Annotated in this window: 15 protein-coding genes; 12 read left to right on the top strand and 3 right to left on the bottom strand. The window is 65.5% G+C overall.

Translation table 11 applies throughout. The features are described 5' to 3' along the window. Positions 1–131: 131 nt before the first annotated feature. A complete protein-coding gene (locus ACZYY4_RS21700; RefSeq protein ID WP_463812123.1) occupies positions 132–6,062 on the top strand; it encodes a DUF3320 domain-containing protein in 5,931 nt (1,976 codons plus the stop codon). A 346-nt stretch (positions 6,063–6,408) separates the two neighbouring features. Here ACZYY4_RS21700 and ACZYY4_RS21695 read toward each other — a convergent pair whose 3' ends face one another. Continuing rightward, complete coding sequence (locus ACZYY4_RS21695; RefSeq protein ID WP_463812122.1) at positions 6,409–7,575, bottom strand: hypothetical protein; 1,167 nt, start codon at positions 7,573–7,575, stop codon at positions 6,409–6,411. 483 nt (positions 7,576–8,058) lie between these two features. Between ACZYY4_RS21695 and ACZYY4_RS21690 the strand changes: the two genes are divergently transcribed. Together ACZYY4_RS21690 and ACZYY4_RS21685 are read left to right on the top strand one after the other, a co-directional pair. After that, on the top strand, positions 8,059–8,310 hold the full coding sequence (locus tag ACZYY4_RS21690; RefSeq protein ID WP_463812121.1) for a hypothetical protein: 252 nt from the start codon (positions 8,059–8,061) through the stop codon (positions 8,308–8,310). A 314-nt stretch (positions 8,311–8,624) separates the two neighbouring features. Next, entirely contained in the window at positions 8,625–9,908 is a 1,284-nt protein-coding gene (locus tag ACZYY4_RS21685) for an ATP-binding protein (RefSeq protein WP_463812120.1), read from the top strand. On the opposite strand, the gene ACZYY4_RS21680 is transcribed toward ACZYY4_RS21685, so the two are convergent. Beyond that, positions 9,905–11,848, bottom strand: a complete 1,944-nt coding sequence (locus tag ACZYY4_RS21680) for a DNA cytosine methyltransferase (protein ID WP_463812119.1) — start codon at positions 11,846–11,848, stop codon at positions 9,905–9,907. The genes ACZYY4_RS21685 and ACZYY4_RS21680 overlap by 4 nt on opposite strands. Before the next feature lie 100 nt (positions 11,849–11,948). Between ACZYY4_RS21680 and ACZYY4_RS21675 the strand changes: the two genes are divergently transcribed. The 7 genes from ACZYY4_RS21675 (at position 11,949) to ACZYY4_RS21645 (ending at position 20,962) form a co-directional block, all read left to right on the top strand. Next, positions 11,949–12,374 (top strand): very short patch repair endonuclease, encoded by a 426-nt coding sequence (locus tag ACZYY4_RS21675; RefSeq protein ID WP_463812118.1) that lies wholly within the window; start codon positions 11,949–11,951, stop codon positions 12,372–12,374. 304 nt (positions 12,375–12,678) lie between these two features. Continuing rightward, positions 12,679–15,351 carry a Z1 domain-containing protein gene (locus ACZYY4_RS21670; protein WP_463812117.1) on the top strand — a complete coding sequence of 891 codons (2,673 nt, stop codon included), beginning with the start codon at positions 12,679–12,681 and terminating at the stop codon, positions 15,349–15,351. Continuing rightward, on the top strand, positions 15,348–16,343 hold the full coding sequence (locus ACZYY4_RS21665; RefSeq protein ID WP_463812116.1) for a PD-(D/E)XK motif protein: 996 nt from the start codon (positions 15,348–15,350) through the stop codon (positions 16,341–16,343). The genes ACZYY4_RS21670 and ACZYY4_RS21665 overlap by 4 nt, the downstream gene beginning before the upstream one ends. Then, positions 16,340–18,331, top strand: coding sequence for a hypothetical protein (locus tag ACZYY4_RS21660; protein ID WP_463812115.1), 1,992 nt, complete (start codon positions 16,340–16,342; stop codon positions 18,329–18,331). The genes ACZYY4_RS21665 and ACZYY4_RS21660 overlap by 4 nt, the downstream gene beginning before the upstream one ends. Continuing rightward, a complete protein-coding gene (locus ACZYY4_RS21655) occupies positions 18,328–19,221 on the top strand; it encodes a hypothetical protein (protein WP_463812114.1) in 894 nt (297 codons plus the stop codon). Before ACZYY4_RS21660 ends, ACZYY4_RS21655 begins: the two co-directional genes overlap by 4 nt. After that, complete coding sequence (locus ACZYY4_RS21650; protein ID WP_463812113.1) at positions 19,221–20,453, top strand: DUF6339 family protein; 1,233 nt, start codon at positions 19,221–19,223, stop codon at positions 20,451–20,453. The genes ACZYY4_RS21655 and ACZYY4_RS21650 overlap by 1 nt, the downstream gene beginning before the upstream one ends. Next, positions 20,450–20,962 (top strand): hypothetical protein, encoded by a 513-nt coding sequence (locus tag ACZYY4_RS21645; protein WP_463812112.1) that lies wholly within the window; start codon positions 20,450–20,452, stop codon positions 20,960–20,962. Before ACZYY4_RS21650 ends, ACZYY4_RS21645 begins: the two co-directional genes overlap by 4 nt. 566 nt (positions 20,963–21,528) lie before the next feature. On the opposite strand, the gene ACZYY4_RS21640 is transcribed toward ACZYY4_RS21645, so the two are convergent. Further along, entirely contained in the window at positions 21,529–22,848 is a 1,320-nt protein-coding gene (locus ACZYY4_RS21640) for a hypothetical protein (protein ID WP_463812111.1), read from the bottom strand. 209 nt (positions 22,849–23,057) lie between these two features. Here ACZYY4_RS21640 and ACZYY4_RS21635 point away from each other — a divergent pair, with 209 nt between their 5' ends. Both ACZYY4_RS21635 and ACZYY4_RS21630 read left to right on the top strand, forming a co-directional pair. Continuing rightward, positions 23,058–23,459: a hypothetical protein gene (locus ACZYY4_RS21635; RefSeq protein ID WP_463812110.1), complete on the top strand. Its 402-nt coding sequence runs from the start codon at positions 23,058–23,060 to the stop codon at positions 23,457–23,459. A gap of 113 nt (positions 23,460–23,572) precedes the next feature. Then, positions 23,573–24,145 (top strand): hypothetical protein, encoded by a 573-nt coding sequence (locus ACZYY4_RS21630; RefSeq protein ID WP_463812109.1) that lies wholly within the window; start codon positions 23,573–23,575, stop codon positions 24,143–24,145. Positions 24,146–24,153: the final 8 nt, after the last annotated feature.

Here is a 24,153-nt window from a genome sequence, read left to right as displayed (position 1 = left end):
CGATGACTTGAGTGGCACGACCGCACTCCGCGCTTCCCCGACTCCGCGCAGGTCTGTCGGCACCGACCTCTAGGCTGCAGCCAACGCGACACCGGTGTCGTCGGTGCTGCCTTGCCGCAAGGAGCTCAACGGTGTCTGATGCCGTCCCCAACGCGCAGGCGAATCCGGTGTCCCATGGCCGGCACGCCAAGCTGGAACTGCTGGACGCCGCCGACCAACCGGCCCAGCAGGCGCCCCGCATCGAGATCCACGCGGTCACCGACCTGAGCTACCCGATGGCGCACTGCCGCATCCCGGTGATCGACCACATCTCGATCGACAACGCCGGCGACGAACTGCGCGGTGCAGTACTGCAACTTGAGGTCATCAGCGCGGACGGCTCACACGGCGGGCCGAAAGAGATGCACGTCGATCTGGCAGCCCACGCCCCGACCATCCTGCGCGACGTCGCCCTGTTGCTGGATCCGGCCTCGATGCTCGCCGTCGATGAGCCGCGGCCGGGCACGATTCGGGCCGTGCTGCGTGACACCGAAGGCGCCGTGCGCGCCGAGGTGGAAAAGGACGTCACCATCTTGGCCGGCAACCAGTGGAAGGCCCGCCCGCTGCAGCTGGCCCTGGAGATGCTGGCCGCCCACGTTCAACCCAACTCCGCTGCCATCGCCCCGCTGATGCTCGCGGTCTCCGACCGGCTGCAGGCGCTCACCGGCAGCTCGGCGATCGACGGCTATCAGAGCGACGATCCGGCCCGCGCCGATGCCATCGCCCAGGCTGTCTATGAGGCGATGGTCGCCAAGGACATTCGCTATGCCGAACCGCCGGCCAGCTGGGGCCTGGACGGGCAGAAGGTTCGCACCCCCGCCGAGGTGCTCGAGGGCCGGCTCGGGACCTGCCTGGACACCACCTTGACGATGGCCGCGGTGTTGGAGCAGGCCGGGATCAACTCGACGATCTGGGTGCTGGGCGGGCACGCATTCCTCGGCTACTGGCGCGTCGACTCCGCGTTGCCCACCGTGTCGACCACCGAGGCCATCGATGTGGTCAACCTGGTCGACCTCGACCAGATCCGGCTGGTGGAGACCACGGCGCTCACCGGCGGCGCGCAGGCCGGCGATTTCAGCGCCGCGACCGACGCCGCGCGGGCCAAGTGCCAGGCGGATCTGTCGAACATCCTGGGCATCACCGACATCCGCCAGGCCCGCGCCGCGCGGATCTACCCGCTGCCCAGCCGCGCCGTCGACGCCGTCGGCAACATCACCGTCACCGAATACAAACCCGCCGACGGCCGGGTGATCGAACAGTACGTGCGCCCCGAGACGGTCCAGCCGGCAGCGAAAGACCCAGTGCCGGAACGGGTGCGGCAGTGGAAGAACGCGCTGTTGGACTTGAGCCTGCGCAACCGGCTGATCAACTACACCGAACGGGCCGGGTTCGCCCTGGCGGTGCCCGGCCCGGCGCTGGCCCGCTTCGAAGACAGCGTCAACGCCGGCGCCCGCATCCACCTGCTGGCCTCCGATGAAGTCAGCAGTGTGGACGCGGCGCGGGGCCTGAGATACGGCCGGGACCTGCCCGCCGATGAGCGCACCGTGCTGCTGGCCGACAAACACAGCGCCTACCTCGACGTCACCGGCGCGGCGTACAAATCCCGGCTGCGCAGCCTGGCGTACAAGGCCAAAACCATCACCCAGGAGACCGGCGCCAACAACCTCTACCTGGCGTTCGGGATGCTCAACTGGCGCTTCGGTGATCGTGAGCTGCACTCCCCGGTGGTGCTGGTGCCGGTGAACCTGTCCACCACCAACCGCGGTGCCCGCTATGTGCTGTCCATCGACGAGGCCGGCGCGTCCACCCCGAACTACTGCCTGATCGAAAAGCTGCGGCTCAGTTTCGGTTTGGAGATCCCCGAGCTGGCCAACCCCGCCGAGGACGCCTCCGGCATCGACCTGGCCGGCACGTTCGACGCGGTGCGCCGCGCGATCGCCACCGCGGGCCTGCCGTTCCGGGTTGAGGAGAGCGTGGCGCTGGCGATCTTGCAGTTCGCGAAGTTCCCGCTCTGGAAAGACCTCGACGAGTCCTGGGCGGCGCTGGCCGACAACTCCCTGGTGCGCCACCTGATCGACACCCCGCTGGCCGCCTACACCGACCCGATACCGGCGCCCGACGGCGTCGATCTCAACGAGCTGCGGCCCAACATGCCAGTGCCCGCGGACTCCTCGCAGCTGCAAGCGGTCGCTGAAGCGGTCGCCGGGCGCACCTTCGTGTTGGAGGGCCCACCGGGAACCGGCAAATCGCAGACCATCACCAACCTGCTGGCCCACGCCATGGCATCCGGGCGCCGGGTGCTGTTCGTCGCCGAGAAGAAGGCCGCCCTGGACGTGGTGAAAAAACGGCTCGACGCCGTCGGTCTCGGGGAGCTGTCGCTGAACCTGCACGACAAGTCGGCACGCCCGGCTGCGGTGCGCGAGCAGCTCAAGGCGGCGTTGGAGCTGCGGGTCAATCCCGACACCGAACGGCTGCGCACCAACCAGCAGATCGCCGCCGCGGCCCGCACCACCTTGAACCGCTACGCCGAGCGGCTGCACGCGTGCAACGCCGCCGGACTGTCGGCCTACACCGCCCGCTCCAAAGAGCTCGCCGCCGACCAGGATGTTGCCGCCCTGGACGTGCCGCGCGAACTGGTGGCCGCTGCCAGCCCGGAGACATTGCAGCAGCTCGGGGAGTTGCTGCGGGCCCTGCCGGTGGTGGCCGATCTGGCCCGGCCCAGCGCCGATCATCCGTGGGGTTTCCTGGATGCTGTCCCGGCCGATGTCGCCGGAACATACCGTGCCGCAGTGGAATTCGATGCCGCGTTGGCCGGGTTGCTTGATGACGGGCAGCGTCACGGTATCGGGTTGGCCCAGCTCGATCGGGTCGGTGCGCCGGCCGCGCTGGCCGGCTGGGCGCGGTTGGCTGGAGCGCCCCGGTATCCGCTGGCCGCCATCGACGCGCTGAACACCGCAGCCTGGGCGGCGGAGCTGGAAGCGCTGCGGCAGCTGCTGGCCGGGTTGTCGGCGCAGCGCCCGGACTGGCTGGACACCGCCGGCCCGCAGGCGATGGACCTGGACATTCCGGCAATCCACGCTGCCGCGGTGGCCGCCGATGAGTCCGGGTTTTTCGGGCGTAAGAAACGCCGCCGCGCCGTGCTGGCTCAGCTGGCCGACGTTCTGGTGGTCGATGAGGCGACCATCGACCTCAAGGGCCTGTCGAACGGCACCGCCGCGATGGCCCACACCCACGAACTGGTCAGCGATCTACGTCAGCGGGTATCCCGCCTGCCGGTCACCCTGCTCGACGGCGACTGGAATCCGCTGATCCCCGAGACCGCCGCACAGTTGCGGGCCGGGCTGGATTGGCTGGCCCGGCTGGTCGCTACCTTGACGCCCGGCGGCGCGCACGTCGCCGACCTGCGCGACTTCTACGCCCGCACACCCGTTGGGGCGCTGGCCGGGCCGCTGGACCGGCTGGGTGCCGCCTGGAGCGTGCTGGGTCAGGTCGCTCGGGTGACGCTGGATGCTCAGCGCGTCTGGGCCGACGGGGCGTTCTTCGACCGTTGGTGGGCCGGCCGCAGCGCGCGACGGCTGGACACCCCTGCCGCACTGGAGAATTGGGTGGGCCTGGTCGGCCACGTCGAACCGCTGCGGGCAGCTGGCATGACCGCCGCACGAGCGGCGATCCTGACCGGGCGGGTGCTGCCCGAGGACGCCGCGCTGGGATTCGAGCGCGGGGTAGCCGCGGTGTCGGTCACCGAACGCCTCGATGCCAACGCACTGGCCGGCTTCGATGTGGCCGCGCACGGCAAGACCATCCAACGCTTCACCGACGCCACCCGGGCCATCCGCGAAGAGCTGCCCCGGGCGATCCCGGCCGCACTGCTGGGCGGGCGCCGGTTCGACTCGTGGGCCGAAAGCGGGCAGGTCGGCGGGCTGCGCCGGCAGCTGGAGAAAAAACGTGGCGGCATGAGTATCCGCGCCCTGCTGGACAACTACGGTGAGCTGATCACCGCGATCATGCCGTGCACGCTGATGAGCCCCGATTCGGTGGCCCGGTTCTTCCCGGCCAAGCACGGACTGTTCGACATTGTGGTGTTCGACGAGGCCTCCCAGGTGCGGGTGGCCGACGCCGTCGGGGCGATGGGCCGGTCCGGCTCGGTGGTGGTGGTCGGTGACAGCAAACAGATGCCACCCACCAGTTTCGCCGACGTCGGTGCGGGCGACGATGACGAGGACTACAGCCCCGACACAGTGGTCGACGAAGAGTCGATTCTCACCGAATGCGTGCAGTCTCAAGTGCCGCGGCAATGGTTGTCCTGGCACTACCGCAGCCAGGATGAGGCGCTGATCGCGTTCTCCAACCAGAACTACTACGAGGGCCGGTTGGCCTCGTTCCCGGCGCCGCATGCTGCCGCCGGTATCGGGCACGGGGTGTCGCTGGTGCGGGTCGACGGCACCTTTGAGCGTTCCGGCAAGGGAAAGACGCTGCGCACCAACCGGGTCGAGGCCGAGCGGATCGTCGCCGACATCCAGCAGCGCTTCGCGGTGTCTCCTTCGGTGGCGCCGTCGCTGGGGGTGGTCACCTTCAACGCCCAGCAGCGTGACTACATCGAGAACCTGCTGCGCGACGCCGGAGAAGACCGGCTGGTCGCCGCGCTCGATGAGCCCGACGGGCTGTTCGTGAAGAACCTGGAGAACGTCCAGGGCGATGAACGCGACACCATCTTGTTCTCGGTGGCCTTTAGCGCCAACGACAAAGGTGTGGTGCCGCTGAACTTCGGGCCGCTGTCCCGGCCCGGCGGGGAGCGCCGGCTCAACGTGGCGATCACCCGGGCGCGGCGGGAAGTGGTGCTCTACGCCAGCTTCGATCCGGCGGCGCTGCGCGCCGAGGAGACCAGCCAGATCGGCACCAAACACTTGAAGGCCTACCTGGAGATGGCCGCCCGCGGCGTCGAGGCACTGGGTGGGGGAGGCCGGCGCCAACCGGTCTTCGACTACCACCGCGACGACATCGCCGCATCGTTGCGTTCGGCCGGGTTGCCGGTTTCCGCCGACGTCGGGCTATCGGAGTTCCGGGTGGACCTGGTGCTCTCCGATCCTGCTGCACCCGACGAGCCGCTGGTGGCGGTGCTGCTGGATGGGCCGGGCTGGTATTCCCGGCGTACCGTCGCCGACCGGGACGGCCTGCCGGTCGATGTGTTGAGCGGGCTGCTGAAATGGCCCGCGGTGGAACGGGTCTGGCTGCCGGAATGGTTGCAGAATCGGGAGGCGACGGTGGCGCGGCTGCGGCGGGCGGTGTCCGAGGCGCGTGAGCGTAAGGCCGCGCCTGTTGAGGTCGTTGCCCCGGAGCCGGTCGCGCCGGTGGTGGCTGCCCCGGAACCGGTGGTGGACGAACCGCGGGAGCTCGCGCCGCTGCGCTCGGCGCCGACCGTGCCGGTGGTGGCGCCCGCACCGAAGCTGCATCCGATGCGGCAGACCTACCGGGAGTGGACGCCGGTGGTCGCCGGCGATATCAGTGTGCTGGACGAAATAGCGCTGCAGTATGCAAAGCAGAAAGTGCGCAGCGTTATCGAGGCTGTGATCGCCGCCGAGGGGCCGGTCCACCCGGACCGGCTGGCCAAGTTGGTGGCTGGGGCGTTCGGGTTGAATCGGGTTGCGGAGAGCCGCCGCAAGGCGATCCGGCAGTTGGTGCCCGCGGAGTATCGCCGCTCATCAGATCCGGAAGGCTTCTACTGGCCGATCGACATCGACCCGGCTGCTTGGCGGGCGGTGCGCTGCCCGGTCGACGGGGCCGGCCGGGTGCTCGACGAGGTGAGCCTGATCGAGATCGGCAACGCGATGCTGGTGATCGCCGAACAGACCGGCGGCATCGAGGCCGAGGAGCTGAAGCGCGAGGCGCTGGGGCTGTTCGGGGGTAAGCGGATGACCGCGGGAATTGATGCGAGGTTGGGGGAGGCGTTGGAGAGGGCGGTGGGGGAGGGGCTGTTGGTGGGGTCGGGTGCCGGACTGATCAGAAGGGCGGAGCCGGTGGCGTGATCGATGGCCAACGTCGTGATGATGGTCCGGTGGCTGCTCTCGCCGGCGCCGTGCTGCCGCTGATCAGGACCCGATCCGATGTTTGGCGGTGGAGCGTTGCCGGCGCGCACGGAGCCCGGATGCAGCAGGCGGTGGCGCAACCGCATCCAGCCGTTTGCGGCGCAGGTCCGGGTTTCTGACCCCCCACACAGCGCGAAGCCCTGCTCACCGACCGTCCGGACGGCTACCGGGCTCACTTCCCGAAGCTCAACGCAACAGACTTCACCAGTCTAACGCGACACCCGGCTGGACGTCGGCTTCCCGGGTGGCGAGGTAGCACCGGAAACGAACCGGTGGGAGCTCTTTATTACTCAGTGGCGTTTGGGGCCGGCGGTGGATCGTCATTGAGCACCGCTTCCTTATGACCGAATTGTCTGGTCACCAAGCCCCGGAGGTTGAAGAACCCGCGACCGGCCGCTTCGAGGGCCTTCTCGGCGACAGGCCGCGCCAGTTCAACGGCAGCGTCTACTGCTTCTCGGACGCCGGGGGTGTCCATGTCTTTCCAGTCGCCGACCTGGTGGTGTCGCGCACGGGCGAAATTGTCCAACTCAACCTGCAGGGCATCGCGGTCGGCGGCGAGCTGACCGACGGCCCAGAACCGAAAGCCGTCGAGCGCTTCGGTTTGCGCGATTGCGTCGATCACCTTGTGAGCCTGCTGGTAGAGCTTGCCGTCCTCGGCCAACTGGTAGGACAGCAGTTCACGGGTGTGCTCAAGCACCTGCGGCAGATGGTTTGGTTCGGTGGCCTGGATCCGGGCCAGTCGCAATCGCTGCCACTTGTACAGCGACTCCTCAGCCACCACAAGCAGACTCAGCGTCTCTCCGATGAGACCGTCGGCGATCGCCGCCCGTAGTTTCTCGGCCCGATCCTGCACCGAGTGGTCAGGATCCAAGGTGGCCAGGACGCGCCGGGCGTGGTTTCGCAAGCCCTCGACCGCGGCATTCAACGCCGGCCCCAGGCTCGCGATGGACTCCCAATAGGTATCGGGCAGCGAATTGTTTTTCTCCAGGTACGCCAACTGCCGGCTGATGGTCAGATTGTCACCGAGCACATCCCCGGCACGCTCCGCCTGGGCGAGATGAAGGACCGCTCCGACCTTGCTCTCTACCCGCTGTATCGATTCGCTGACGTCGGCGATCGCGGCTTTCAGCGCGACCTGCACCCCGATCATCTGCAGCGACACCAGTTGCTGTGGGTCCAACATCGCCGGCCGCCACTGCAGCTGCTCGGTGAACTTGCTGTCGGCGCCCCGGGTCATCATTCGGAAGAATCCGTCGGTGCCCGGAATCAGGTTCCCGCGCCTGACCGCCGCCACGCTGTCCGGGTGCAGCTGGACGAATTTTCCGGCATTCTCCAGTATCGCCACGACCCCGACGCCCAGTCCGGCGGCATTGCTCAGTGCGGTCGTGTCGACGCCAGCGACCTGGACTGCGTTTTTGGACACCGCACGCAGTCGTTCCAGGTAGGACTCCACAGCTTCGGGGTCGCCACCGACGAGCAGGCCCTCGAATTGTTCGAGGATGACGACCTCACCAGGGGTGACGGCGGTGGGAACGGGAAGTTTGTCTACGTCATCGCTCAGGGGCCTCCACGTGTGGACTTTCGCTGAGTGTAAGCAGGGGTGCCGACATGGTTACTAACCGGGTTACCGGCCAAGTTAGCGTTGGCTCGGTGACGTGGCCCGCGGCGAGGCGGTGATTTTGGGGAGCGTTGTCGACATCCTCCGCCGGCTGTCGGTGTCCCCGTCTAGGGTTCTCCGCACTGCCTGGATCGGCGGATCGTCGGGCACCTGGATGGCCTAGGGCGTTGTGAGCGCTGCTCGTTGGCGAGTCCCCGAAAGCCCTGTCGTATAGCGCGGTACATCAGTAAGCTCACGCGCTAACCGCAGCGCGAACGAATGTCCGCCTTGGTTGCAATGTCTCCGCAAGGCGAGAAGGAGCGTTCGACGATGCCGTCGATGGACTCATCGGCAATGAAAGCTGCGCAATCCTTCGGCTACCACCCCGATCCGGAGCAACTCACCGTGGCCCTCGACCGCGGCGAGTTCGCGCGGGCGCTGGTACTCGACGGCCCGGTTCGCGCGCTGGCATCTCATGTGCGGGAGTGCCGGGTTCTCGGAAAGCCCGACGTTGAACTGCCCGAAGGGCTGTATTGGTTCCAGGGCGTCGACGGTGGCGCACTCGTGGGCCGCCGAGCGCGATTGTTCTGAGCTCGTCGAGCTTGGCGCACAGCTCAACTCAGCGACGATCATCTGCTGATGGCGGCTTTCGCCTGGGCGGAGAAGTTCTGGCTTGACGCCTACACGGTCCCGACTCCGCGCACCAGTTTCCCCTGCTGTTTTTATCCGCAGTGCGGGCTCAGCGGCATGGTGTGTCAACGGCAACCTGCGAGTGTCCATAGGCGAACGTCAGGTTGGGTCTCACGCTTCCGGCGTACTTGTACCGCTGCGAGTCGGCATGTCCTTGTCGGATGCGGCTGCTTAACTTAGAACCGACAGTAGCGCTACCAGGGAGCTTTAGTGCAATGAAACTTTCCAATGCGGCACCGTCCGCAGCGCGGCTCACATCCTCGCTACGGGACATCGGTTACGACTTCGTCAGCGCTATAGCCGACCTCATCGACAACAGTGTTTCCGCCGGTGCCACAGACATTGCTGTGGAGATCGAGTTCGCCGGCGCAGACTCCGCCGTCTACATCGCCGACAACGGTTGCGGCCTGAACGCGCGCGGCATGAGCGAGGCGCTGCGGTTCGGCAGCCGGCGCACCTACGGATCCGGCGATCTGGGTCGCTACGGGCTCGGACTGAAGACGGCGTCGCTGTCCCAGGCGCGCTGCTTGACGGTCGTCTCTCGGTCGTCTGAGGACAGGGGTTCACTGCGGCGTTCTCTGGACCTAGATCTGATTGCGGAACTCGACGAGTGGGTTCTCGCGGAGAAACCCCGCGACCATGCGGTGAGTCGCAGCGAGGAGATGCTGGGGACTGGCACCGGCACCGTTGTGGTGTGGCAGAAACTCGACCGCGTGCTTCCGGCCTCCGGCGCCGAGGGCGGATGGGCGAAACGACGCTTCGAGGTGCTGGTCACCAAGACCAAACGACACCTGGCCATGGTATTCCACCGGTTCCTGACCGGAGAGAACAAAGCTCCCCGGATGACCATCCGCGTCAATGGTGACAAGGTGCAGGCATGGGATCCGTTCGTCCGGCAGGAGCCGGGTACTCAAGATCTACCAGTCCAGCAATTCGAGCTCGAGAGCGCCGCCGGCGTGGGAGCAGTCGAACTGCGCCGCTATATCCTGCCGGGCAAGAAAATATTCAGCTCCCTCGACGCCTTCGATAATGCGGCCGGGCCACTTAACTGGAACCGTCAGCAGGGTCTCTATATATACCGGGAGAACCGACTTGTCCAATGGGGTAGCTGGGGGGGGACGCGCGGCATAGACGAGCACACCAAGTTAGCCCGTGCGAGCCTCGATTTCACGTGCAACCTAGACGAGGTCTTCAACATCAACGTGGCGAAGATGCGGGTGTCCATTCCCGCCCAGCTCAAACAGATGCTCGACCGGCCGGTCAGTGAACTGTGTATTCTCGCCGACCGCGTATACCGGCGCCACAACACCGATGTTGCTGATGATGACGATGAAGTGACAGTGGACAGGGGCAACACTCCCACTAGTAGCGCATTGCCGGAGGTCGGGCTAGCTCTGAAATCGTCGGCGATCCAGGCCGGCCAGTACGACGGATTCAAACAGGTCATGAAACTCATGCGCAAACAACATCCGGATCTGGCGCGAGGACTGGGTTTCTAGGTCTTGGCCACCGTGCACCATCGGCTCAGCGGGCATTCACTGCAGAGCGGCTTGTCCGCGAGGCAGATTTCGGCCGCCAGGGCAACAAGTCCAAGATGCGCCGGCCGCGAGTCTTCTCCGAGCCCGATCATGGTGGCTACTGCGATGCGGCCGTCGGTCTGCACGTTCCGCTTGTCGGCATCGTTGCCTTGGAACCGGCTCGCCACGCGCAGTACCCCCTTGGTGATCAGCACCGGTTCCTCGCTCTCCTTACCGCCCGCACTGATGGGAAGTGCTAGCTCCACCAGATCACACAGCGCTGCAGGTATCGCTGGGAGCGCGGTGCGATCAATGGTTGGCTGCCACAGGGCGGTCGGTGCCGCAGTGATTTGTTGAACCAGTTGGCGCACCACCGAGATCCGCTGACCCCGACCGACTCCCGACATCAATTCATCGAGGAGATCCACCGCCCCGGCATCCGGGATAGCACCGGCGTCGAGATCGGCTTGGGATTCGATTACCGGCCACACCGCACTGATAACCGTTGGAGTGGCACGGTCCAGCAATAGTTCTCCGAGGACGAACTTCCAGCGATTGTCGGTTTTCAGCCACGGCATCGCATTGACGGAGTGCAGTCCGCGGAACCATTTTGCCAATTTCGAGCCGGTCTCCCGCGTCGAGATAGCTGTCTGCGCCTCAGACGCCAGTGAGGCTCGCACCGCTTCACCGATCACCTGACTGATCAATGGCGGAACCGCATTGCCGATCTGCTTGAACGCTGCCGATGGAGGGCCGGCGAAACGGAAGTCATCGGGAAACGTCTGAATCCGAGCCGCCTCCCGCACCGTTAGGGTTCGCGGCTGACGTGGGTGAATGTACCAATAACCGTCCTTGGCGATGTGCGCAGTAATCGTGCGCGATAGATCATTTTCATCGAGCTTCTTGTACTTGTCGTCGAAGATGTCCTTGCGGTAGCGCTGGAGCTCGGGTGCCAGGTCGGTGTACTTCGTTTTATGGGTCATCGACTCGAAGGCGGCGCGGTCGTCTTCCCGTACCGGCCGGGTGATGTGGTCGAACAACTTGCTTGCATCATCCGCCGATACGTTGCGCCGCACCCACCTCTGGTATTCAGTCCGTGGCCCACGGTACTCAGTCCATCCGGAGGCTCCGCCTTCTGGACGCCAGCCGCCCTCGACCTCAGGCATATCCCCGATGGCATTCCACAGGGTTACCCGCTTCGCCGACTCGGCTGGCCAAGAGAAGCGGACCCGGTTCTTCAGGGCGACCAATAGGAGACGCTGGCGCATCTGGGGTGCCCCGAAGCGCCAGCTGTCGACCACGCGAGCCGATACCGAGTAGCCGATCTGCTCGAGTTCCTCAGTAATACTGCGCAGGATGAACATCTCCCGATCCAGCGCCATGTCAGGAACGTTTTCCATGATTACAGCCCGGGGGCGGGCCAGTTGTACTACTTCCAGGAACGACCGCCATAAGTCACGACGTTCGTCGTATGGGTCCGCGGCACCGGTTAGGACGCGGTGCCGCATCATTGATCGCCCCGCCCGAGAAAAGGGCTGACACGGCGGTCCGCCGGCCAAGACCTCGATCTTGTTGCGCTTCAATAATTGTGCGACGCTTCTGATCGTTGCGGGGTCGGCTAGGTCCGCCTCTACTGACATCCCGGCGAAGTGGTGGCGGTGCGTCTCGACGGCGAAGCCGTAGTGGTCGACGCCGAGTACTACTCGGAAGCCGGCCCCATCTAGGCCCAGACTCATACCGCCGGCACCACTGAATAGATCAGCGGCCAACGGCACCCCGTGGGCGCGCAGCCCGGTGCACAGCGCGGCGAGTTCCGTCTCGCCGCCGGCGTGGCCGGGGTGGTCGGGGAGTTTGAGGAAGGGGCCGCGGACCTGCTTGACGGCATACAACGACCCAGAGCCTGTCTTCGGACGCACGGTCATGGTGCAACATTAATTCAGGGGTGTGACATGCGGCTGATGTGTGTGGCAGTCCCAAGTACTGCCCAAACCGTATCCGGTTCGCGCTGCTAGGAGGGTGTCGTTGACCAACGATCTAACGCCGCCCAACGACCATGTCCGCAGGCAGATGCAAGCGCAGAAGACGAGCGGTACGCGGATCGAGTTGCAAGTCCGCCATGGTCTACACGCGCTGGGATATCGCTACCGGGTCAACCGAAGGCTGCTGCCCGACCACAGATTCCGCGGCGATATCGTCTGGAGCGGCAGACGGCTCGTGATCTTCCTCGACGGATGCTTCTGGCACGGCTGTCCGATTCATGGCACCACGCCGAAGTCGAACGCCGAATGGTGGCGCGTCAAGATCCAGACCAATCGGGACAGGGACTGTCGTGTGGATGACATCCTGCGGCGACGCGGTTGGACGGTGTTGCGGTTTTGGGAGCATGACGACACCGACGCCATCATCAAGTTAGTGGTGAACCACCTTGAATCGGCTGGCGGGCCTTGACCCTTTGTGTTTGACACGCTTGATCGCGGGACGTTTCAGGGGGAAGGGAGACGATCCAACCCGGGTGGGGTGTCTACCCTTAGTCCGCCGATACCCGTTCAAGTGTCCTGCTGCGCTACCGAGGCTTGGCTGAGCACACCAATCGTCACGGACCGGCAGCGGCGGACCGGTAATGTCGCGCTGCCCGATGGGAACCGCCCGCACAAGCTGGGGATGAGGAGGGTTCCTTTGCGAACTCTCGCACGTAGCGACGCGACCACGAACTGATTGACCCAAACACTGAACTTGCGAACATAATTCAGTGTTGGATGTTGTCGTGACAGACCTGAATTCCCTAGCCGCCGAAGACCCCATCATCCGCAACCTGGCCCGGATCATGCGCGACGGTAAGGGTGCCAGCCTCGACGATGCAGTAGCCGAGCTATGTCAGATGGGTATCGACCAGGACCGTGCCGCGGCGGCGGCGGACAGAATCCGGGAACTTAATGAACAGATCCAAGCCGCCCAAACGCCGATCGCCGTCGTTGCCGGCAACATCGAATCGTGGTACTCCGGCCCGCGTGATGAAGACCGCAACTGGTCGGCCCTGGTGGAGATTCTCAGCGCCGAAGACTGGGGCCCAGAAGCACTCCGCGACCTCGACGATTCGTCGACCAAGGTCGTGGCCAATCTGCCAAACCCCACCGGCAGCGGCAGCTACCAGTGCCGAGGCTTGGTCCTGGGCTACGTTCAAAGCGGCAAGACGACCAACTTCACGGCTGTCATCGCCAAGGCCGCGGACGCCGGATACCGGCTGTTCATCGTGCTCTCGGGCATCCACAACGCGCTGCGCCAGCAGACTCAGGACCGCCTCAATGAACAGGTCTGGGAACCCCAAAGCGGAATGTGGCATCGCCTCACGAATGAAGACGATTTCAAGCCGACCGACAACGTCGATGCGCTCTTGGCCACCCAGAATCAGCGGGTTCTCGCGATCGTGAAGAAGAACGGCCCGCGCCTGCGGGCACTGAAGAAATGGTTGTTCGAGGCGCGGCCGGAACTGCTGGCCGCCTGCCCCATCCTGATCATCGATGACGAGGCCGACCAAGCGACCGTCAACACCGCAAAACCCGACCGGCAACCGACGACGATCAACAAACTGATCCGCGAGATCGTCAACGGGGTGCCCAAGTCGGCCTACGTCGGCTACACCGCGACTCCGTTCGCGAATGTGCTGATTGACCCTCAGGACTACGCGGATCTCTACCCGCGCGACTTCATCGTCGACCTTCCCCGGCCTGGGGTCTATATCGGTCCCGAGGCCATCTTCGGTCGAGAGCCGTTGGACTTCGATGAGGACGAGGACGAGGACGATGGGTATGACTTCGTCCGCAGCGTGGACGGCAGCGAGATCGACGATCTAAGACCGAAGGGCGCCGCGAAGCGGCACGAGTTCGAGCCGAGGATCACCGACAGCCTCGACTGCGCCATCCGGTATTTTTTGATGAGTACTGCTGCCAGGCGTATCCGCGGCAAGGGAAATCCCCACGCGACCGCGCTCGTGCACACCTCGCAGCACATCGACGTCCACCAGCGAACAGCTGAGGCCATCCAGGATCATCTGGTCCAGCTGGCCGCCAAAATAGAACAAGACGACGCAGCGGTGCTGGGGGCCCTCGAACGCCAGTGGACAGACGAGTGCGAAAGAGTAAGTGCTGCCGAATTTGACTTGAAAACTGTGTCTTGGGCTGATGTTCGGGCGGCGCTACCCGCGGTGTCGAAGGCGGCTGAGGTAATCATGGACAACTCCCGCAGCACCGAACGCCTTACCTTCGACGAGGACAACCCACGTGTCATCGTCGCGGTAGGCGGAAACACCCTCTCGCGGGGCCTCACGCTCGAGGGCCTCGCCGTCTCGTTCTTCGTCCGCACCGCTTCGGCCTACGACACACTTCTGCAGATGGGCAGGTGGTTCGGATACCGGAACGGTTACGCCGACCTGACTCGGATCTGGATGACCGATGAAATGCGCGCCTGGTTCCACCACCTTGCCACCGTCGAACAGGAGATCCGTTACGACATTGAGCGCCTCGAGACAGAGCATCTAACGCCCGAACAATTCGGAGTACGCATCCGGACGCACCCCAAGCTGGCTATCACCGCGGCAGCCAAGATGCAAAGCGCCCGTCGCGCCCAAGCCTCCTACTCTGGGCGCAGGGTCCAGACGATCCTGTTCGACCACACGGAACGTGAGTGGCTGACCGACAACATCGAGGCTGCGCGGGCCCTCGTCGCGGCGACCGCCGACTGCGTGCGGCGGGTCGAGACGCCCGGACTCACCGTGATCCGGGGTGTCGACATTCGCCACATCACCGGATTCCTCGCGGCGTACCACTTCCACGAGAACAGCCGGGACCTCGATGGCGAACTCATGAGCCGCTACATTCTGGCCCGACGAGATGAGGGTGAACTCCCGTTCTTCAATGTCGCGGTGATGGGCCGTACGTCGGATTCGGACTATCTCGGCGAGCTTGACCTCGGACTCGGGCTCGGCCGAGCCACCCGGTGCATCAACCGGTCTCGGCTCAACGTCGTTGGTGGCTCCACTTACGCCGACATCAAAGCGCTCATGAGCCGCAACGACCGCGTCATTGACCTCGAGGGGCTGCCTCCTGAAGAGACCGCAGCTACGGTCACTCCGGCCCGACTGGCCGAGCTGAGAAACCTCACGGAATATGGGGGCAATGGATCGGGACTGCTGCTGCTGTACCCGATCTCGCGGGACAGCAGGCCCGTCCGCGATTCCGTCAAGAAGACCAGGGTTCCGCTCGGGGCGGTCGAACACGTGCTGGGGGTCGCGCTGGCGTTCCCGGTCAGCCGTTCGCGCACAGCCAGTGTGGACTACGTAACAGCAGACGTAGCTGCAATGCCGGGCGTAGAGGTCGAGGCCCCCGACGACGACGATCAACTCGACGAGCAGGACGTTGAGGCTTCGTGATTGACGACGTGAGGTCCGCTTACACCGCATTGCTCACACAGCCATTACCCGCGGGACCTGATTTGGCGGTCCTGGCCTTGGAGTCCGTGCCTGGCGCGTTCGCCGGCATCGACGAGCTCGCACGCCAGCACCTGCTCTTGGCGGTGCACGCAGGTTCGTCCCTGCCGGTCGAGATTGCGACCCTCGAGATCGGAACGCGTGTCCTCGCCATCGGTGGGGTCGAGATGCCATTCCTGGACGTCACTTGCCTGTTCGAGGCGTTGGCGGAGGTCTTCGATCATTTCGTCGCCGCCGTTCTGGAACGCCAGGCGACGTCCGGAGAGGACGCGGTGGCGGCAGTATCGACTGTTCTTGAGAGGTGGCGTGAATTTCTAGTCGCTGGAACGGGCCCACCGGGACGCGAGAAACTCGCCGCCGTGTTCGGCGAGCTCCTCGTAGTCCTCGATGTAGTCCGCAGCAGCGGGCTGACCGGCGTCGACGTCTGGGTCGGACCGTTTGGAGGCCGACACGATGTGCGTGGTGGCGCGACAGCAGTAGAGGTGAAGACCACGCGCGCCCACACGTCCCGTCAGGTGACGATCCATGGCGAGGACCAACTGCTGGCACCCGATGGCGGGCAGCTGTATCTGCACTTCGTGCGGCTCGAGCAGGTACCGGGCGGCGGCCGCTCCGTTTCGTCCTTGGTGGACGAGTTGCTCACGGCCGGCGTCCCGACCGAGCCGCTGTTCGATGCGATTACGGCCGCGGGAGTCCCGGTTGCGCAGCTGGCCGCCACCGCCGGGATCGCTTTCGAAGTCCGTGAGCGTCTGACGCTGCCGGTTGACGATCGGGTGCCCAGAATCATTCCGTCCTCGTTCTCCGAGGGCCGCCGACCCGGCGGCGTGGGCGATATCAGTTACGTGATCGACTTGGACCAGTGTCTCGGATTCGCCCTGCCGGAGTCCGCATACAAACACCTGATGAAGACGATCGCAGAACAGGGGGCCGTGTGATTAGACTCGAGCGATTCTCCGAGCCGTACAACGCGACCGGCGGCCTAGCCGCGGTGGGAATCCTGAACCAGTTGGGTCGTCCGGACGTTGAGCCGCTGGAAGTGCTGGTGCGTGAGGCCGTCCAGAACTGCTGGGACGCGAAACGCAACGACGTCGGCCGCATCCGTGTCGAGATCGGGCGGTCTGTGCTCAGCGCAGAACAGCTACGGACACTGCGGGACAGCATCCTCGTCGACCCCCCGCCCGGACTCGGCCTGGATGCGGCCCTCTGCGAGGGGATGCAGACGCTCTACGTCGCCGACTTCGGCACGCAGGGTCTCGGCGGCCCGACCCGCGCCGACCGCGCGGGGGAAACAAGGGACTTCGTCGACTTCGTCCGCAACATCGGCCAACCGCCTGACAAGGACCTCGGCGGTGGCTCGTTCGGATACGGCAAGGCCGCGTTCTACATCGCGAGCAGAGCGCACACCATCGTCGTGGACACCTTGTGTGCACTGGCGGACGGCCGCCTCGAACGGCGCCTTCTCGGCTGCGCGCTCGGTGACAATTTCGAGGTCGACGGCGCCCCCTACACCGGACGGCACTGGTGGGGACGTGTCATCGACGGTATCCCCGAGCCCCTGACCGGGGCCGACGCCGATGCGGTCGCGGCCGAGCTGGGTCTCCCGGAGCGCGCGGGCAGCGGCGGCCGGGGGACCTCCGTGCTCGTCATCGCCCCCGGTATCGGCCAGCAGGCGACAGACGGCTCGGACTGCTCGATGGAGTTCATCGCTGACGCGGTGGCCTGGAATTTCTGGCCGCGGATGATCGACACTCCCGGTGGCGCAAAACGCTCCATGGACTTCCGACTGTTCGACAACGGCGCCGTCGTGCGCGTGCCGGATCCGCGGATCCATCCGAGGCTGCGGGGCTTCGTCGAGGCCATGGACCGGATGCACCAGGCGCCCGGCGAGGACGACGACTTCATGCTGGACCGTGCGATCAAGTGTCTCAGTCCTGTCCGCACGCTGGGTCGCCTCACAATTCAGAAGGGCGCCGTCGCACCCGCCGATCTGCCCGATCGTCCCGTGCCGAGGGGTGCCTGGGAAACCCGTGAATCCGTGCACCATGTCGCGCTCATGCGAACACCGGAGATTGTGGTCAAGTACCTGCAGGGAGCAGCTCCCCTCGCTGGAAAGCTGGGTTATTCGGGCGTGTTCAAATGCGCCCTCGACGTCGATGACGCCTTCAAGGCCGCCGAGCCGCCGACACACGATGACTGGGTGCACCGGTTCGTCCACGACCCGCAGCAACGGTCGTTCGTCAACATCGCGTTCAAACGCATTCATGGTATCTGTCGCACGGCAGCCGGGTTCGAGTCGCCGGTACACGCCCTAGGTCAGTCGGACGGGATCCCACTCGGGGAGTTCGCTGATGCACTCGCCGTCCTGATGCCGGGGTCGGACGGACCCGGTGCGAGACGTCAGGCCAAGACGCCGAACGGTGGAAAACGCAAGCGAAGGCGCCGCGCGCCCGGGCGCAGTGATATCGACGCGGTCAATGCCGATGTGTGGGTGGACGGCGCTGCCGGAGTTGGGGGGCAGGCTGCAGTTGGCGCGACGGTCGAATGCTCCACAGGGAGTGCGACGGGCACCAAGGCGCGGACGTCCGGACGGCCGCAGGCCAAGCCCGGCGGTGAACCGGGTCCTGCGATCGGCTCGGGAGGAGAGCCGGTCATGCGCTACCCGTTCGACCTGCGGGCGCGGGAAAACCGCGTCCGACTACACGCTGCGGTCGAGATCATGATCAACGACGGTCAGAAGCCGGAGAAGGATCCACCGGCCGGATATGTCCCGCCGCAGATTCTCCGCTGGATCGACCCGGCGGGTGTGGAACACGAGGCTGCCGAGGTGCTTGTCGGTCCCGACGGCGCCGACGGCCGATGGGCTGTGGAGGTCGAACTAAGGGACGAGATGATGCGCGTCGATGTGACACCGGAGATCGCATGAAGACACCGGCCGCAGCGCCCTATCTTCTCCCCCCTGAGTCTGCGGTCGCCGCGGGGACGTGGACCACCCAGGAAGGCAGCGAGATCGCGGATCGCTTGGACCACTGGGATCCGTTTACTGACCTACAGCTGGTGCGAGTGATGGAGATCGATATCGGTGCCGTCCGAAGCGCTTGTCTTCTAGGGGACGACGCAGCGTTCGCACTCGTCGCGACGTGGACCTCCAGCACGACGCGCCTCGCGGGCGACGGACCAGTCGTTGAACTTGGTTCAGGTGGGGGCCATTTGCGCGCCGCGCTGACGCTTCCGGTTCCCGGAGCTAGCGTGGGCGGTCGGCTCGACGTGCACACCCGTCTGGTACTGCGGTACCCGGGTCGAGAGCCGTCGCCAATCTCCCCCCGGCGACGGGGCGCAATACTATGGACAGACGAGGACAGGCTGGCCTTGGAGGGTGGATCATCCCGATTCCCGATCACGGCGGCAGATTTCAGCGCCAGCCCTCGGTACCCCGACGCTGCGGCGTGGGTGCTTGAGTGGGACCCCGATGAGCTGGAAACACCTGTTCTTGGCGGAATGCGCCTGTTGGTCAACAGCAGCCACGAAACGTTGCTACAAACCCTACGATCCGGGAGTTCCGACGCAAGGGCGACGGTAGTGCGCTCGTTCGTAACGCTTGATGCCGCCCGGTCGCTGGTCAGCGGGGCACTGAGGAACGAGCGGTTTGTGGAAGATCCCGAGGCGTTCGAGGAGGGCTCCCTTGGGCGGATGCTCTTTGAGTTCCTTGCGCTGTGTTGGCCGGGCGTCCCCGTGACCGCCCTGCGCGCCCGAAGCGTCGACGATCCTGCGCGCCTCGACGCCGAGCTCCAAGCGCATCTAGGAATCCTCGCTTGATGATCGTCACGCCCCGACTGGATCGCGAGTCAGCTTCGGCCATGCTCGAGCGCCTGCTCGACCAGGACCTGGCACTGGTGACGTCCGCGATGCCGGACACCTCCCCGTCCGTCACCTATTCCCCGGCCGGCGGCGCCCGGATCAGCGAACAGGAACTCCGTGACCTGCGCACCGCCATGTTGGACTTGGCCGGCGAGTACGGGATGCCCGGCCTACTCGTCAGGTCTCAGGAGTTCGAAGGTCGCGCGGCGCGGCTGCTGCACGAGCTTTTGCCGATGACTCCTCACGAATCCGGGCGTGAGGAGGTCTGGAGCTATCTCACCTGCTGTTGGTTGTTGGACATTGCCGTGTGGCGGTTCGGGGCCGACGCCGATAGGCGGCGGTTCATCGGCGACGTCAACCGAAATACATTCCGTCGGATGTGGTGGCGCGCGGAGATCCTCGGTGAACAGGTCGACCTTACCCAACTGGGTGAGGACGAACTGGTGAATATCATGGAGCGCCCCACCATCGCCTCTGACCGTAGGCTCGCGCGCGCGGTCGCACAGGAGTTTCTGGCGCGTGTCGAGCGTGGTGCAGCGGAGTCGCGCATGCTGCTGATGCGCGAGGCCATGAAGCGTCTGCTACGCCTGACCCCTTTCGTCGCCTTCCCGGCTCTGGACGACGACACGTTGCAGCAGGTTGTCGAAGACAGCTTCAACGCCGCAGCGGCCGGCCTCGCTGGCGAAACCGTGCTGGAGGGTGGCCGTCACCGGTTGGATTCTCACTCGGCGGCGTGGGAGACAGTCCGCCCGCCGGACGCCAGCCCGAACGTCGTCGCGATTCCACAAATGACGATCTCGGAGACGCCGGACGAACCCTCGGCCACCGTGAACTCTGACGCTGCCGAGGATTTCGACACGGTCGCCGAAGCGGCCCTGGATATCGCCCGGCGAGCCGGAAGGGTCACCAACGAGGGCCTGAGGTCCGTTGTCCCGATCACGTCGGATGAAGCGCGCTCGGTGTTCCGTGCGCTGATGAGGGACGGTCGGCTGGTGAGGCGCGGAGTGAAGCTGGGAACCCACTACGTGGTTCCCGACTCAGAGGTCCTCAGGGACGGATCCGCGGCCGTCGGGTCGGATCCGAGCCTGTCCGATTCCCTTGCGTCCGAGTCAGAGCGGGCTCCCGCTCCGACTATGTCTGACCGCTCGACCGACACAGCGCTGCGCCGTTTGCTCCGAAGGGACCGGTGAGCATGCCGTCCAGTGGTCCCCTGCATCCGCTGGCCGATGACGGCGAAGTGCTCGACGCGACCTTTGAGTTGAGCACGGTACCGGTCTTCGACATCGTCTATCACCACAAGGCCGGCAAGCGCGGGAGTGAGAGATCGGTCAATGCCGATTATCACCAGGGACTCGAGCTGCTGCTCGGGCGGCTCGCCCAACTGCGACTGACCATCCTCGGGATCGCAGTGGACTCCGGCGTCGCCCGCGAACTCGACCCAGCCGACCGTGAACTGGTCCTCGATTTCCCGATCCGACTACACCCTGAGATGAGCGTCCACGAACTGCGTCTGACGATCACACGGGCTCAGAAACCGGTCGCCAGGCGCGCTAATGTGAAACCCGGTGCTGGCGGCAACGGGCAGAAGCGAATCAGGATCACGCTTACAGGCGACGATCCTGCTCTTACCTACAATCACCTGCTCGATTTCTTGGTCGGTGCGAAAGCCTTAGACGCGGGTTCGGACGAGTTGCGCTGACCGCCACTGGCCGATGGTCGTCGGTCTCACGCCCCAAAGCTCACCAGGTTGACATGCGTGTTTGCTGAGGCAGGTGCGGCTGCGAGGGGCCTGGGCCGGGGAATTGAGGCGACATCCTCGACCTAGTCGCTGCCGGGGAACCAGGGGCGCGCTTCCGTGACTAGGGGGCATCGACTCAATCCAGTCCAGATCGACTAACTCACCACCGGCTACGCCGCAAGCACTTGATCGAAAGTTCTTTGCCAGCACGCCAAATTCGCACTTCGAACTTCCGGTTCGCGACAACCCTGCGCAGCGCCCGCAGGATGTCATGTTGCTTGCGCAGCGGGCAGTCACCGAGTCGCAGCAGAACGTCTCCACGTTCGAGTGGCCCGGCTGCGTTGCTGCGAACCGCTGTGACCAGCAAACCCTCGCCGCCGGGCAGGGCGGAGACCTGCCGTAGCGCCACACCAATACTATGGCGACCACCTCCGGCATCGGTCGTAGATCGAATTATCCGCCGCCCGACCTGATTTTGCGACGATCCACGATCTGTGCCTCACCGGCCCGGCCGCAAAAGCTGTGCCCTACGCCGCCTCAACCCGATACGCCGGCAGCACCACGACCGAGCCGTCGTCCTCGCGGACCATCTCGATCGCGACATCGGCGGGACGCTCGGCGGCGTCGAGGCCGTCGCCCAACTCGCGAAGCCGGTAGGCGGCGCGCAGCAGGTCGTCAACCGCACCGCGGGAGAACACGACATCTCGGACACCGTGTGAACGGTCGAGTTGCAGTGTCGATAGCTGCCGCAGCACACCAGCGATGCCTGCTTCCAGCTCCAGGACGGTCTTCTGGTCGCGCTTGAGGGCACCGATGAAGTTCTCGAAGGGGTTCGCCGGGTTCAGTTGGGCCTGCTCGACGGCCTGGAGAACAATGACGCGCTTCTTCAATGCGATTGCCAGCTCGGCGAGTTCGAGGTGGGCGCGGAAGTCACCGCCTTGGTGCCGGTCGATTCCGTCAAAGTGCTTCGCCAACGGTGCAAGTTCAACGGGACGGTTCTCCAGCGCGCCGAGCGCGCGCTGCCACTTCTTGAGACGCAGGGTTGCTTGGGCTACCGCGGTCTCGATGGCGAAGACGGCACTGTCCAACCCCAACGCAACGCCGATCTGTCCCTCGTCCAGCAGGATCGCGGTGGCCTTATCGATCGCCGCGCGGCACCCACTGAGCGCAACTCGCTCACGGTCGAGGGCGTCGTCATGCATCTGCGCCAGCATCGCGGTGATGTTCTCGATGGCTTGCTGACGCTTATGCTCGGCGTGCGCGCTGACCCCGACAGCAACAGCCATCAGCACCAGGGGTGCGGCGATCGTCAAAGCCCCGGCACTCGCGGCGGCGATCCCGGCCGTGGCGGCAGACCCGCCGGCGGCGCCCGCAGCTGCCGCGCCTCCGGCGACAGGTACGAAGCTAGCGTGGGCGGCGATGCCCGACGATCCCACCAATGCGCTGCGGATACCGCCCGGAACCGCCTTGGAAGCCATCGACTTGACCATGCCGCCGCCGACCTGTGCGGCGACCTTCGCCGGCACGACCATCCGGTAGACCGTTTCGCCGGTGGCGCCGACGGCTGCGCTGGTCGCGGCTTTCGACGTCTGGCTGATCAGCTGCGACAGGTGCGTGGCCAGCGGACTCGCCGCATCGAGGTGCAGGCCTTGATTGCGGTCGAGCTTCTTCGGGAGCGGGTGTGCTTCCAGGGTGGCGACCGGGGAATCGGCGAGGGCCGCGAGCACCGTCCGCAGTTCATCGAGCCGCTGAGGCGTCATCGCCGCGTCCCCGCTAATCGGTGGCACTGCGACGTCTTGCGTCGCCAGCATCCACACCGGTCGGGCCGTGTCGTCCTGATCGGTCATTGAGATATCCCCTCCTGGTTGCCGAATGACACCATATTCCGGGCGGCCGACACATTGGAACGATCTGGGCGTAACTGGTCGCGTCTGGTGGAGCGTTGCACCCAGTTGTCGGCCGCAGCCTGGCCGCGACGATGCAGCCCATCCGATCAGGACCGGGGAGCGGCACCGGTAGCGGCGACGGCGAACCGGGCCGCTGAGGCTCGTCGACGATGCAGGATTTGAGACAGCAGCTTGATGATGATGTGCGGGTCTGGCGTGGAATCCGTTCTGTCCGGGAAACATTCGGGGCCGAGATCGGTGTCCTGATGGATCGTCCTGATCAGATCGTTCGGCGGTTCATGTCGACGTCGGTCCACCACGGTGTTGTCCGCGGAGGTGAGTCGATCATGAGTCGGTTCTGGGATGACCCCGGCCTCGTCGCGCCTGACGACTACGTGCCGACGACGGTGCAGGCATTGTTGGCCTACCTGCATCTTGACGATGCGTCCCGCCCGGAGCAAGAGAGCGCGATTCGCGAATGGCTGAAGACCCATCCGCCGGGGAGCGCGATAGCGTTCACGTTGCGGCGCGGCGGATTCGGCCATCTGATTCAACGGCGCTCATCCGCGTAGTGCTGCGTCGTGACTAGGCTCGGCGCGGTGCAACCACCCGCCCTGGCTCAGGTGCTCGATCGCTCCACCAACGGCACTTTCGAGCCGACAGCACCCCGGTAGCGTCGCACCCGATGTATGTCACCGACCTGAACCACTTCCTCGACATATCCGACGACGCGCCCGGGCCGGCCCGTCGCCTGGCGGTGCACCTGTTCGACATTGTCCGGGCAGCCACCGCCGGTGCCGCCGGTCAGCCCTGGACCAGTGCGTTGTCGTGCCGGCGCCGCCCCGGCCGCAAACCGTGCCCGGGAGCGATGGTCCTGATTCGGACCGAACCCGATGCCCCGATCCGCTGGCGCTGCGACGCCTGCGGTGACGACGGCGTCATCAGCAATTGGGCCGACTCGAACTATGACCTGCGCCGCCGCCGGCTCAGCGCCGTCGGCGACGTGCACACCATCACCGTCGACACCGACACCGCTGCCGCGCTGCGCGACCTGCAGCTGCTCGACTCCGACTGCGAACGCCTGGTATTCGCCATGCACGCCTACCGCGACGGTGCCGCGCTGACCGTCACCGGCGATGAGTTGGATGCGCTGATAGACGCGCTCTGCGCCGAGGCCAACCACGAACCGAACCGGCGCCGACGGCACCGCCTCGACGCCGCGTTCGATGTGCTGAACCGCGTCGCCGGCCTCGGCTGACCCGATGA

Source organism: Mycobacterium sp. IDUB_21 (assembly GCF_055419425.1).
The sequence above is the reverse complement of the archived record's forward strand: the minus strand, read 5'-3'. Positions and strand labels throughout refer to the sequence as shown.

What these genes read in the sequence shown, in the direction of transcription:
- ACZYY4_RS21630 (WP_463812109.1), top strand. Translation starts at nt 23,573, where the DNA reads ATGTATGTCACCGACCTGAACCACTTCCTCGACATATCCGACGACGCG.
- ACZYY4_RS21690 (WP_463812121.1), top strand. Translation starts at nt 8,059, where the DNA reads ATGGACTCATCGGCAATGAAAGCTGCGCAATCCTTCGGCTACCACCCC.
- ACZYY4_RS21685 (WP_463812120.1), top strand. Translation starts at nt 8,625, where the DNA reads ATGAAACTTTCCAATGCGGCACCGTCCGCAGCGCGGCTCACATCCTCG.
- ACZYY4_RS21635 (WP_463812110.1), top strand. Translation starts at nt 23,058, where the DNA reads ATGCAGGATTTGAGACAGCAGCTTGATGATGATGTGCGGGTCTGGCGT.
- ACZYY4_RS21650 (WP_463812113.1), top strand. Translation starts at nt 19,221, where the DNA reads ATGATCGTCACGCCCCGACTGGATCGCGAGTCAGCTTCGGCCATGCTC.
- ACZYY4_RS21680 (WP_463812119.1), bottom strand. Translation starts at nt 11,848, where the DNA reads ATGACCGTGCGTCCGAAGACAGGCTCTGGGTCGTTGTATGCCGTCAAG.
- ACZYY4_RS21640 (WP_463812111.1), bottom strand. Translation starts at nt 22,848, where the DNA reads ATGACCGATCAGGACGACACGGCCCGACCGGTGTGGATGCTGGCGACG.
- ACZYY4_RS21655 (WP_463812114.1), top strand. Translation starts at nt 18,328, where the DNA reads ATGAAGACACCGGCCGCAGCGCCCTATCTTCTCCCCCCTGAGTCTGCG.